The sequence below is a fragment of the Alteromonas sp. 5E99-2 genome (genome assembly GCF_017368475.1).
Classification (GTDB): Bacteria; Pseudomonadota; Gammaproteobacteria; order Enterobacterales; family Alteromonadaceae; genus Alteromonas_F.
The window spans coordinates 95,549-109,213 of sequence record NZ_JAFNJE010000012.1; the positions used below are offsets into that span (position 1 = coordinate 95,549).

General features: G+C 40.5%; 8 protein-coding genes. 3 read left to right on the forward strand and 5 right to left on the reverse strand.

What is annotated here, in order from left to right:
• Positions 1 to 165: 165 nt before the first annotated feature.
• The 3 genes from J3L16_RS12845 to J3L16_RS12855 all read right to left on the reverse strand — a co-directional run bounded on the left by J3L16_RS12845 (position 166) and on the right by J3L16_RS12855 (position 4,525).
• Positions 166 to 2,577 (reverse strand): VCBS domain-containing protein, encoded by a 2,412-nt coding sequence (locus J3L16_RS12845; RefSeq protein ID WP_207613391.1) that lies wholly within the window; start codon positions 2,575 to 2,577, stop codon positions 166 to 168.
• Between the two features lie 207 nt (positions 2,578 to 2,784).
• On the reverse strand, positions 2,785 to 3,744 hold the full coding sequence (locus J3L16_RS12850; protein ID WP_207613392.1) for a polysaccharide lyase family 7 protein: 960 nt from the start codon (positions 3,742 to 3,744) through the stop codon (positions 2,785 to 2,787).
• 31 nt (positions 3,745 to 3,775) lie between these two features.
• On the reverse strand, positions 3,776 to 4,525 hold the full coding sequence (locus J3L16_RS12855; protein ID WP_207613393.1) for a FadR/GntR family transcriptional regulator: 750 nt from the start codon (positions 4,523 to 4,525) through the stop codon (positions 3,776 to 3,778).
• A gap of 221 nt (positions 4,526 to 4,746) precedes the next feature.
• On the opposite strand from J3L16_RS12855, the gene J3L16_RS12860 reads away from it, so the two are divergent.
• Positions 4,747 to 7,818, forward strand: a complete 3,072-nt coding sequence (locus tag J3L16_RS12860; RefSeq protein WP_207613394.1) for a TonB-dependent receptor — start codon at positions 4,747 to 4,749, stop codon at positions 7,816 to 7,818.
• Positions 7,819 to 7,937: 119 nt separating this feature from the next.
• Positions 7,938 to 10,262 carry a polysaccharide lyase 6 family protein gene (locus J3L16_RS12865; protein WP_207613395.1) on the forward strand — a complete coding sequence of 775 codons (2,325 nt, stop codon included), beginning with the start codon at positions 7,938 to 7,940 and terminating at the stop codon, positions 10,260 to 10,262.
• 158 nt (positions 10,263 to 10,420) lie between these two features.
• Here the strand turns inward: J3L16_RS12865 and J3L16_RS12870 are convergent, their stop codons facing one another.
• Complete coding sequence (locus J3L16_RS12870; RefSeq protein ID WP_207613396.1) at positions 10,421 to 11,479, reverse strand: alpha/beta hydrolase; 1,059 nt, start codon at positions 11,477 to 11,479, stop codon at positions 10,421 to 10,423.
• 163 nt (positions 11,480 to 11,642) lie between these two features.
• Positions 11,643 to 12,575 carry a sugar kinase gene (locus J3L16_RS12875; RefSeq protein WP_207613397.1) on the reverse strand — a complete coding sequence of 311 codons (933 nt, stop codon included), beginning with the start codon at positions 12,573 to 12,575 and terminating at the stop codon, positions 11,643 to 11,645.
• 315 nt (positions 12,576 to 12,890) lie between these two features.
• On the opposite strand from J3L16_RS12875, the gene J3L16_RS12880 reads away from it, so the two are divergent.
• Positions 12,891 to 13,622 (forward strand): FadR/GntR family transcriptional regulator, encoded by a 732-nt coding sequence (locus J3L16_RS12880; protein WP_207613398.1) that lies wholly within the window; start codon positions 12,891 to 12,893, stop codon positions 13,620 to 13,622.
• The last annotated feature ends 43 nt before the right edge of the window (positions 13,623 to 13,665 follow it).

Sequence of the window (13,665 nt, forward strand, 5' to 3'; positions counted from 1 at the left end):
AGGCCAGCATTTATGCTGGCCTTTTTTTATGCTTAATTTCACACCTTCTTTATACCATCAATAGTTATTACAGGCACAAAAAAACCCCATAACTTAACGTTATGAGGTTTTTGATTAGCTAACTACTATGTAGATTAACTCATGCCATTGTAATAAGACTTATGCTTATTGCTCTTCTACAACAACAGCCTGAAATGAATTGTTGTGATAAGGGGTATCCGCAGCAATTGTAGCGCCACTGTCATCGTTAGGGTCTAACGACTCACCCACAGTATAAGATTCGAAGTCATCACTAAACACTTCAACTTCAGAACCACTATCAGATGAGTAAAGTACAATGTTGTCTACTAAAAGACGTGAATCAGCTATAGCACTCCCACCGGCATTTCTAAATTGAAGGGTTCTTAATCCTTCAAATATTGTAGATAAATCGGCATTTGACGCAGATGCAAAAGCATCTGTAGTCACAGGTACACCATCAATAGACACAGTTATAAGAGGAGATACTCCTCCAGCACTACCTGCTGCTAAACTATCCGTGGCATCCCAACTCATTTCTATTTCGTACCAAGTACCCTCTACAAACGGAGTATCGATAGTAATACTATCTTGGTTACGCAATTGAAATTCGTCGCTATTCGTCTCTAAACGCAATTCTACTAAGCTATTGTCAGAACTTGTTGACGTACCAAATAACGCAACAAAACCATCCTCGCCCGTAGTTTCTTCCTCTCTCAATACACTTAAAGTAACTCGCCCAGTAGTAATGAAATCACCACTGAAGTCAGCCAAATCACTCAACGATAAACGCAATTCGCCTGTATCACCGGTGTCTGTATCACTAACAGCAGCAACTTGATTACCCACTGCACCCGTATCTGGGCTATCAGTATCTTCGTCGCCGCCGTTACCATCATCGGTTTGTCCCGGAAGTAATTCAATTACCGCTTCAGATGTGCTCGTTGAGTACGGAGAATTAGGATTATTGTCAGAGTCTAAGTCTTCACCGACTGCATAATCCTCAAAAGTATCAATAAACAACGGTGAATTACCTGCAACATCACTGAATATTCTAACGTTATCTACACCAAAGAACGCTTCAGGATCCGAGGCATTGGCGTTTGAACCAAGTCTGAATGATAGTGTTGTAACACCACCAAATGCGTCATTTTCAGGAACGAATGGGCTGGTATTGTCGCCACCATCACTGATAGGAACACCATCAATCTCGACAGAAACACTAGGTTGAACAGAGGTATCACCTTCTGGGTATTCCCAAGTAATAACCGCAGTGTTAAATGAATCTGTACTTAAACTTGGTACGACAAGGTCTGTAGAAACATTAAACTCAGGACTTCTTACCCCAAAATTATTGTCTCTAACACGGAGATCTAAAATTGCACCAGCATTGTTGTTTCCAGAGTTGAAAAGAGAAATAAAGGCATCAACGCTTGAATTACCAGTAATATCATCATCGGTACGGGTAAAGTCTACTTCAATTCGACCTTGAGCAAGGCCTGATACATCACCGTCGGCACTTGTATCAACGATACTGTATCTCAACTCACCTGTATCATTGGCATCAGTATCACGAATAAATACAGCGCGTGTATTCACTGTGTCTACACCAACGACAGTAACAACAAATTCAGCCACTGTGCCGTCAACGGACTCTAGCGCTATCACAGATGTTAAAAACTCAGTAGAGCTTGCTAACCCAGCTACATTTTCGTTAGCAGTATCAAGCGTAAAAGTCCATGCTCCAGCTTCTGTAATGGAAAATACACCTAATGCAACGTCTTGGTCAGTTACAGGTACGAACGCCGCTTCACCAGGGTTAATATCTGTTATGGTAACCGTTCCCGTTATCGATTCTGCAGTGTCATTAGATAACGATACCGCTAAGCCAGAGAATTCAGCAGGCGTATTAACACCCTCACCAATAACGGGTCCAATCGCATCAGACACTAAAGTATCAGTAAAACCGTCATCATCAGCGTAAATTACAGTCGCAGTAACGCTAGTACCAAGCTGCTCATCTGTCAGTAACAATGTTGACGCGGTTTCTCCTGCGATATCAACACCATCAGCTTGCCAACTATAAGCAACGTTACCATCGCTAATTCCATTCGCATCAGTTAACACTGCTGTTAATATTTCGCCCGACTGTGCAATACCTGTAACGGCAATTTCACCTTCTATTTCAACACCAATTTCCGCACTCAGCCCCGAATTGTGACCTTCAGTGAAACCCGCGTTATCGGTATACACTACAGCAGCTGAGATTTGCGTATCATTTTGAATAAGGTCGCCATCAGCACCACCGGAAGCAGGGATAGTATAGGTTGGTCCAGTTTCACCATCGATCACATTTCCGTTAGCAAACCAAGTAAACACTAATGTGCTTTCATCTATACCGTCAGGGTCTGCAGGCGTTGCTGTTAACACTTGTCCTAATGCCGCAACACCAGATAATGTTAATGAACCTTCTTGGTTTTGAGCATCATCGCTGCCGCCACAACCAGCTAATGCCAAACTAATAGCACTAAGGGCAAAGAAACTAGTCTTCTTCATCATAGGGTTTACCTTTTAAAAATGTGGATCAATCGTTTAGTGAGAAAAGAGAGCGTTGTGCTCTCTCTAAACCTTACCAATTAAAATGTCTAATTATTACCAATTGCAACCGAGTCGTCGCTAGTTGGTATGTAAACATAAAGCTATCGTTCTTACCAGAAATAAAACATGTATTTAACAAAATTTTATAATTTCCAATGGAAATTATGATTATTTGTGCTTATAGCCTTTATGTGTATTTTTTAGATGATAAAACGTCGCTTGGACATAATCTTTTTCATCGCCAGTGTTATTTTGATTATAAACACCTGCTTTAAAGTACATATATTCTTTTGAAGTACCGTAACCGCTTTCGCTCATATCGACGTGTTTAGTGATATTGGGCTTTCCTTCACGAATAAGAGTGACATAGAGTTGGTCAACCTCGACTGACACTTTGTAGCTAAATTTTTCACCTAAACGAATACCATCTTCGGGAGAAGAAGCCGACTTAGATCTAGAACCTACGAAAATATGATATTCCTCGTCCCCTTTACTAGCTTCGTGGGCAATATAAAGAGAACCTTTATCGTTCTCAGGAAGCTTGTGGTAATAAATACGCAGTGGTTCATCTTTATCTGCATGAATTTGTCCTATTATCACACGTCCTACTCGTCCTCTATCGCCCGTTGTCGATACGCGGTTAACAGCAACAGTTGCTTCAAGCGTTCCATCTACACCGCCCGCCTTCTTTTTTACAGAAGATCGTACTTGACCAAAAACCCAATTATTTCTATTTGGACCTTTTGCTTTAATCGACAAATCTCCACGACGCAAAGATTCCCGTAATTCAGTTCGAGTGTATTTCGTATTCTTAGAGGTTTTTGCACCTTTATTTGGCGCTACGAAGATCATGCCACCGTCACTTCCAGTAAAAAAAAGAGGCTCAACCTGAAAACCATTATCAAGGTGACGTTCGCCTACGTTAACAGCAATGCCTTTTTCTTTTTGGTCTACAGGAATTGAAAGCGTCCAGTCTAGTAAATCAAAGTTCTTCCCTGGTGGTAACGTAGGATCTAATTTACCTAAATCGCCTAATAAAACACCGTCTTCAAGGCCGTCATGAGGGTTTGCATTTATATTTAAAGAAAAAAAAGTGAGTGCGAATAAAAAAACTACTACTGATCGCATGTTGTTAGCTCCTTGGCTAAAAAAAATAAATCTAAATCTTTATTTGAGGCATTTTGTGTAAGTGGCTTAAAGAAAATCTTCCACGATTTTCTTCAGACTGTCTTTTCACATCTTCCAGCGCTTTTTGTTCACTAAAATCAAAAAGCGCATTAATCAAACGATTAAAGTGATTGTGCATGGCTCGTCTAGCTTGGTCAGAATCGCCATTTACTAAGGCATTGTAAATTGCCGTATGTTCTCCCATTCTTTGCATATGACCTTCATCACATACAGTTTTATACGCTGATTTTATCGACGGTTGTGCTTCCCTTATTTCCCATAGATACTCAACCGTCTTAACAATAGCTGCATTGGATGTTGCTTTTGCAATTGTTAAATGAAATGAACGATCAGCTTGATCGCTGTCATTTCCATTTTCCATAATATCGAGTGTATTTTTTAATTTAACAAGTTCACTTTGTTTTATCGATAACGCGGCCAAAGCCGCAGCTTCTCCCTCAACAAGGGCTCTTGCTTGTGTTAATTCAAATGCACTTATTTCTACACTTCGGTTAAATTGTACCGTTTTTTCATTTACAAAAACACCAGCGTTACTTCGAACCTCCACCCGTCCCTTAACTTCAAGTGCTATAATAGCTTCCCTGACAGTAGGCCTGCTCACGTTGAAACGTTCAGCAAGATCTCGCTCAGCGGGCAAACGGCTGCCCGCAATAAAGCTTTCCCTCTCAATCAAGTTTTCTATTTGATCTACCACTTTCCAAAATGAACGCTTACGAGACATTAACGATCCTTTAATAAGTAATAATAAATTAATCTAATTCCATGGATTAATTCGAGACCATGTTATTAAAATGTAAACACCATAGTAATATTGGTATAACACTTTTACAACATTGGTCATTACTATTTTTAATAATTGGTTAATAAAACATTGACACTCATTAACTTAATTGGTTTCATATATGGGCATTCTATTTTCAACTGCCCGAAACGGAAACCATGATGAGATTTAATCCAACTCCAAACAAATTTCTTCAAGCGATAAGAAATTCTCGCTTACGCCCAATGATGGTTGGTGCACTTTGCGGTACCACCGTGGTTTGCGCAACACCCGCATTAGCTCAAGAAGCTCCAGTACCTGAATCTGAGACGCAAACGGAAGTCATTGAAGTAAGAGGTGTTCGTCAAACAATTCAAGATGCGATTGCGATTAAAAGGGAGTCTACAGAAATTGTTGATGGTCTTTCTGCAGCCGACATTGGCGACTTGCCTGCCCTTTCAATTGGTGAAGCACTTGAAACACTAACTGGAGCCTCATCTCACCGAGACCAAGGTGGAGCGACTGAAATATCAGTTCGTGGTTTAGGCCCTTTTTTAGGTAGCACCGTATTTAATGGTCGTGAAGCATCAAATGGTGGTGGTGACCGTTCTGTTAACTTTTCTCAGTTTCCTTCAGAGTTGTTTAACAAAGTAGCCATTGCAAAAACTCAATCAGCAGAATACATCGAAGGCGGCGTTGCAGGGCAAATTCAATTAGAAACAGTTAAGCCTATTGACTACGGTAAGCGCCAGTTCTTGGCCAACTATAAAGCGAACTTAAATCCAGATAACGACGACTTAGAAATTCAACGTCGTGGTATTGGTGGCCGCTTAACTTTAAGTTACATTGATCAATATGAAACAGATTCATTAGGCGAAATTGGTTTTTCTATTGGTGCGCAAGTTGATCGCAGAACAAACCCTGAACAAGAAGCGCGTACTGGAACCGCGTTCGAAAACTGTGTTGTTGATCCGAACACAGGCATTGCTTCTGCCAGAACAGATTGTGATGTGAATATTGATGATGCAGATCCAGATGCACCTAACTTTTTTACTCGTAGCCAAAATTCATTCAGACAAAACATTACTGAAGATGATAGACAATCAGTTTTCACCGCAGTTCAATGGCGCCCAACTGATAAACTAGAAATTAACTTAGATTATGAATATTCAGATCGTGATTTTTCAGAAGTCAGAAACGATTTAGTTCTAGCTGAAGTTAATCATGTTGATGGTCCATTTGGAACCAACCCTGATGCAATCCCTGGTGGCCTTATCTTATCAGGTGACTCTGTTGTTTCTTCAAGTGCATTGCAAAACATAGAAACCAATAGCCAGTTCCAAGAAAGGTTAGAAAAATACAACGGTGGTGGTATTGAGTTCATTTATGACATTAATGATTCTCTAACAGTATCAAGTGATTTTTCAATATCGAACACCACCAGACGAGAAAATATATTCCAAACTCGCCTGCAATCGGCTAACAACGACATCAGTGGAAATGACATACCCGGGACTACAAGTAACGGTGAAGTTCAAACCAGAGCTGATGTATTGGTAAATGGGTCAATTGTGCCTACCATTACCTTCCGTAATTTCGATGTAACAGACGCCGATTTATTTTCTAACGCTGCGAGAACTCGGTTAGATATAAACCAAGCTAGAGACAACCGAATTACCGCATTTAGAACAGACTTTGAGTACATTCCTGATATTGAATACATTAGGGCCTTTAAAGCTGGGGTCAGATTTTCTAAATTAGAATTCGAAAGTGTTCCTCGTGAACGTCAAGAAATAGAATTTAGCAACGATGCACTTTCAGCGGCGAGCAGAGAATGCCGAAATGATGTTTTCCCAGAATCAGGCTTTTTCGATAACGAAACAGGTGGCGTACCGTTATTCACCAATATCGACTCTAACGGAAATGTAATTGAAGAAGGGACCGGTAATTCATTTGCAACATTTGACCCTAGATGTCTTGTTGATTCGCTATTAGCAAGTGGAACAGGCATTGATTCAAATGATGGTGACGTCCCACTTGGCGTTACTACCTTTGACGAACAATTCCCCACTTTAACAGAATCATCTAGACAGCAAATTGAAGCTGTCGATGTTGAAGAAAAAACCACTGCGGTTTATTTCCAAGCCGATTATGACACTTTCGTAGGTGATTATAGCATTAGAGGTAACGTAGGTTTAAGAGTTGTGCATACCGATGTGGAATCTATTGGTTTTAGAACAGCTTTAGAAGTTGAAAGAGATGAACTAGGGGTTATTACTGATATTGATGAAGTAGACGGTTCTACTCCAGAGCAAGTTGTCGGCGGGAACAGTTATACTGAACTTTTGCCTAGTGCAAACATTACTGTCGACCTAACAGATGATATCGTAGTAAGAGGTGGTTTATACCGCGCACTATCCAGACCTGATCCAGATTCTTTAGGGTTTGGCCGAGCATTTCAAGGTGTAAACGACGAACTTGAAGCTACAGAGTTAAGCGAAGTACTCAATACATTCCAGGCGTCAGGTAACCCTGATCTTGAGCCTTTCACGTCATGGAACGGAGACGTTGCTGTTGAATGGTATGCAAACGACGATACATTATTAGCCGTTGGTGCATATTATAAAAGCTTTGAAGGTGGTTTTGAAAATGTTGCTCAAACCGAATCCATCGAAGTTGATGGCTTAGCGACAGACGTATTAGTAAGCACAGTTCAAACCACCGACGAAACCAGTACCATATTTGGACTAGAGCTAACTGCAACTCACTCATTCAGCTATTTAGACAGCTGGCTAAATGGTTTTGGTGTTAAACTTAGCTACAACTACGCAAATTCAAATTTTGAGTTTGAAGATGATGAGTTTGGCGACAATATACAAATAAATGACGACGGTGAAGAAGTCTTTACTGAAGGAATCATTGGTCCTGCAAACTTATTTGGCTTTTCACGCCATGTATTATTTGGTCAACTTTATTACCAATATGAAGGTTTTAGTGCATCGATAAACTACAAATACCGTAGTCACTACTTCCAACAGTTTACCAATGACCCTGATGTCATCAGATTCATCGATGATACTGAAGTTTGGGAAGCAAGGGTGTCATACCGTTTAAATCGCAGCTGGAAGTTCTCTGTTGAAGCCATCAATATCTTTGATGAGCCACGCAGACAATTCCGTCCAACACGCGATAACTTCTCAGAAGTTAACGTATATGGCCCTCGCTTGTTCGCAGGTGTTCAATACCGTTACTAATCGCGGTTAGTTAACTATCCAAAGGCCAATACTCTTCAACTTGAAGTATATTGGCCTTTCGTCGTTATAGAGCAATAACACTCTTTTTCTTTTTATCGTTTTCTTTCAGGTCGAGTTTTATGAAACAGAATCAACTTAATAAAATTGTTACCGCTTTATGCCTAGGTGGCGTAATAGCTATTTCATCTGGTTGCAACAACGAACAACCCAGCAGCACACAGACTCCAATTAATGCTGTAATCGACACAGACAGAGAAATAAGTTGCGACCTTAAAGACGCAACCCTAGTTTCATCTGTAGACGAATTTAATAGCGCAGTGAAATCAGCAAAAGCAGGTAACAGCATAGTGTTGTCTGATGGTGTATGGACGGACGCAGAATTGCACTTTAACGGTGTAGGAACAAAAGACGCGCCTATTTGTCTTACCGCGCAAACGCCCGGAAAGGTCATACTGTCTGGACAATCTAATCTTGCATTAAGCGGTGAATATTTAGAAGTGTCTAGTCTAATTTTTAAAGACGGGTACAGCCCAACAGGCTCAGTTATTTCATTTGTTGATAAAGGCATATTTGCAAACCACAGCCGTGTTACTGAAACCGTTATCGACCAGTTTAATAAGCCCGATAAATTTGATACTGAATATTGGGTAGCGTTACACGGGCAGTACAACCGTTTCGATCACAACCACTTAAGTGGTAAAAGTACCGCAGGTGTCACAATGGCAGTGCGTTTAAACAACGAACTAAGCCAACAAAACCACCATGAAATAGACAGTAATTATTTTGGCCCTCGTCCTATTCTGGGCTCTAATGGCGGAGAAACACTGCGAATTGGTACCAGCAGATATTCATTAACCGATTCATTTACCCAAGTAACTAACAATTATTTTGACCGCGCAAACGGTGAAGTAGAAATTATTTCCAACAAATCCGGTAAAAATAACATTTCCAATAATGTGTTTTTTGAATCTCGCGGTACATTGACACTTCGTCACGGTAACGGCAACACAGTTGAAAACAACGTGTTCTTTGGTAATGGCGAAGATCATACCGGCGGTATTCGCGTAATCAATGCAGACCAAACCATTAAAAACAATTACATGGAAGGGTTAACGGGTACCCGATTTGGCGGCGGATTTGTGGTAATGAATGGTGTACCGAACTCTTCTATTAACCGTTATCACCAAGTGAAAAACGCCACTATAGAAAACAACACCCTGATAAACTTGGCAAACATCAACTTAGCTGCAGGAAGTGATGCTGAACGCTCTGCAACGCCTGAAAATAGTGTGTTTAGTAAAAACCTCGTTGCCAACGAAAATAGTCAGCCTTTTAAGATATTTGACGATGTATCTGGCATTTCATTTTCAGGTAACACAAGCAACCAAACTACGCCAAGCGAGCTTAGTTCAGGGTTTACTGACACCAGTTACAATTTAGTAAGAAACGAACACGGGCTATTAGTAGACGCTGATGTTCAAAGTAAAGGTATTGGAGCGGATGACACCTTAATCCCCACAAAGAAAGAAGATACGGGAGTAAGTTGGTATCCAAAATCTGGTCCAGAGCTTGCCTTTTCTTCTGGTGCAGTGCACAAAGTAAGTTCAGAAGCAGAGCTTTTCAGCACATTAGCAAAAGTTAACGCTGGTGATGTCATTGCCATAGCTGCGGGTAGTTACGAGCTTGAACGTCCAATGACGTTCAACAAAAAAGTCACCTTACGTGGCGTGGCAGGTGAAACCACGCTTTACCCTAAACGTGCAATCATGTCCGAATTGAATGACGGTGGCAGTGTTAGATTTGAAAACCTGATCATTGACGGCATTAAAGCACCGGACTCAGCAGGTAATGTGTTAGTTCGTAACACGCGCGTTCCTACACTATCAAATTATGAGTTTGAATTAATAGACAGCGTGGTGCAAAACCTAAATGTTAACCATTCAGCCCATGTATTTGATTCAGGATACCGCAGCCTTGCCAATGCCATCGTAATTAAAAATACGGTATTTAAAGACATCACAGGCGATGTTCTGCGTTTAAACAAAGAACAAGATGACTTGGGTATTTACAATGCGGAATACGTCACTATTGAAAATTCTAGCTTCGAGAACATTCAAGGCGCAATCGCCAAGGTATATCGTGGTGGTACTGACGAAAGCACCTTTGGGCCTCACTATACTTTTGCCAACAACAAGGTTAAAAACGTAGGTAAAGGCAAGAGAAACAAAGAGAAAGCCAGTATTTATCTGCACGGTGTGCAAGTAACCAATATGGCAAACAACCAATTTGAAGATGCCCGCCCTGTGGTGATAGAACACACAGTAGGTGAACCTCAAACTTTGATTGAAAACAACGCGTTTAAAGCAACGGGTTTACCTACAGTGGAAGAAGTTTTCACAAAAGGTGCATCCACTGCGGTAATGAAAAACAATACTTCAGAATAAGTCTTTGTTCTTGCGCCTATTGTTCAATCCACAATAGGCGCATTTTTCACTTCTTGTTACGTCAAAAACACCCACTGCAACACGACAATCACTCATACAGTAATAGATAGTACCTGACACACCACAACCGGGTTGGCCTCTAATAATGGGCTTTATAATCAGGGCTTATAAGAGGTAAGACTATTCAGCCATTGTTGAATGGTATCAATATAACCTTTGCACAAATTCGGAGAAAAATTGGCGTTGTTAAACTCGTCTATAGCACCTGTTTTCGCTTCTAATAAATTGTGGTTACAATTTGGAAATACGACACTGGTTAAAGTGCTATGTTGAAGCTCCGCTTCATACAAGGCCTTTGTTTTTCGCCAATCCACATTCATATCTTTATCGCCAAATACTGCTAGCACAGGCACCTGAATTGCATTTAGCTTAGTATTAAAATCATCTACGTAGACTTGCAATCCGGTTTCCTCATCTAAGGCCACTTTCATGTACTCTTCCTTAAAATTTAAATAAGAAATTACTGACACTCCGCCATTAGTCCAACTATTCCAAAATGCATCTTTTGATAAATGTTGCGTGGCTTTTTTGTAAGCGCGGTAACTGCCACCTTGGTGGGCAATTCGTAGCCCTGCTAACCACTCCTTTTCAATGAGTTCAGCGTAGGCCTTGTCTTTACCTGAAAGAATCAGGTGTTGTTTTAACAAATATCCAAAGTTCTCTAAACCATCAACACCACTTACCGATATCCAAAACCGAATATCTTCAGAGCGACGGTTGATAATAATAGGGTTAATCCAACCTGCTCGACTTATCCCCCACAGCCCAATGTCATTCGATCCCTGAATATTATTAGCTTGTAACATCTTGATAGCGGCAATAGCTTCGTCTGCGCTATTACTTACAGATTGATTTATATCAAAATGGCCCGTGCTATTGCCACACCCCATTTTATCCCAAATAAAGGTTCCATAACCCGCTTTCAACATGGCTTCGCGCACCGAATAATACCAATTATCGGCAACCACATTGGTTTTCCCGTAGCCATGGACTAATAAAATAATGCCCTTGGGACTTTGGTTATCTGGCGTATTGAACACACCTTCTAAAACTTCGCCTTCAAATTCAAATGTCATCACGCTAGCTTCACTTGCAGTTGCATATTGCGAAAGAGAAAGGAAAAAGCCAATAAACAAAATACAAAGCAAAGATTTCATTCTGCCACCGCCATTAGTCAGTAATCATTGAGATTAGGGTAACTCTAACAAAAAAGGGTGTATATGCTGGGGAAAGGTGTAACAAAGTATGATGCTGATTGAAGGTCGCGTGATTAATAACAATAAGAAAAATAAGCACTCAGAACGAGTGCTCATATAGAGGTTAAGCTGGGCGCTTATCCCATTTTGCTGTGAATAGGTCTCGTTTCATAATTGCACCTGGTGTTTCTACAACACGAGCTGCTAGATATGAGGCTAGTTGACATGCTCTTTCAGGCTCATTTCCTGAAACACGAGCGCCTAAGTAAACACCGTTGAACGCATCTCCTGCAGATGTTGTATCGACGACTTTTTCACTTGGAATAACGGGCAATACTTGTGTTTCTCCACCTCTAACCACGTGAACAGAATCAGAACCTTGTTTAATTACCAGTTCGTCGAATTGATATTGTGCGCAATACTCTACAACGTCATCCACTGTGTTCAAACCAAACAAATCTGCAAAATCTTCTACGCCAGGCATTAACCAATCACTCAGCTCAAATGCCGCAATCATTGCTTGTTTGGCTTCCTCTTCACTACCCCATAATCTTGCTCGGTAATTCGGATCGAAAATTAATGTAGTACCGCTGTCTTTCAGTGTTTTTAATAACTCGAAAAACGCAGCTCTTTCGCCGCTAGGCAAAATGGCAAGAGAAATACCGGAGAAGAAGAAAATATCTGCGGCTTTAAGTGATTCAGTTTGCTCATCACTTAACAAGCTCATCACTTCTTTCGCAGCTGCGCTGTTTCTCCAATATAAAAACGAACGCTCACCGTGTTCGTCGGTATTAACCATGTAGATTCCCATATTGGAAACATCTGAACGGCCCATGAATGTAGTATCGACTTGTTCAGTGGCTAAAACATCAAGAAACTGATCGCTAAGCGTATCTTTACCCACACCAGACATAAAACCAATCTCGTGCTCAGGAAACGCGCGTTTTAAGTATACACTCGAATTGTAAACATCACCTGCGAAGGCGCGATTAAATTGTTCGCTACCCGCTCGAGTGAGTTCAAGCATAGCCTCACCCGCAAATACTATCTTTTTCAATGAAGAAAATCCTCTGTGCATGAATTAGTAGTGGCGCACTTACATTGGCTCGTTGTATTTTTACATGAGCGAGCACACCTTTCACCCTTATATGTTCTCATTTTTACTATGCATTGAGCAACAACAACTCGTAAATTTGCACGTATAAAACTTAAACCAATTAAAATTCAATTGTAAAACAATAATCAAAGCAATTGGTTAACCAAGATTCATTCTGCTTATGTAATGAAATTGTTGCAATTAATTTATTCAATCGTGATCATCGCGTATACTTAATGATAAATGCAATAACAATAAACCTAGATAATACCCATTATGAAAAATCGCAGAATGTACTGGCGTGTCGTTGACCAAATTGAAAACTTAATACAAATTGGCCAGTACAAGCCGGGGAACCGCCTTCCTTCAGAACGAGAATTATCTGAAACTTTCGGTGTTAGTCGGCCCACTATACGCGAAGCTATTATCGCACTGGAAGCCAGAGAGCAAGTAGAAGTAAAACTAAGCTCTGGAGTGTATGTACTTGAAAAAAACAATGAAGAATTCGTAGATATAAGCGCTTACGAACTCACTCAAGCAAGAGCGGTGGTAGAAGGCGAAGCCTGTGCTCTTGCCGCGAAATTAATTTCTGAAGAAGAAATTACCCTTTTAGAGCAAACCTTAATAGATATGGATAATGGTATTAACTCAGAGCTCGCAGATGAGAACTTTCATAAAATCATTGCTCGAGCCACACATAACACAGCAATAATGTTAGTGATTGAAAAACTCTGGTCATTGAGAAAGTCATCTTTATCCATCCGTGACGCTTACACCAATGTCTGCAACACTAACGATAAACAGCGGCTTCAAGAACATAAAGATATTGTAGAAGCACTGCGCAAACACGATCCTCATTTAGCAAGAAGTACTATGCACAATCATTTCAACCGTTTAATAAACTCGCTTTTCGACGCCAGCGAGGCTATGGCAATGGAAGAAGCTAAACGTGCCGCAGATGAAAAAAGAGGGTTATATTCACTGAATCATTTGTTGTCAAATCGATAATTCAAGTAATCTGATCATCGAAGCTATCATTTTTATATCATTG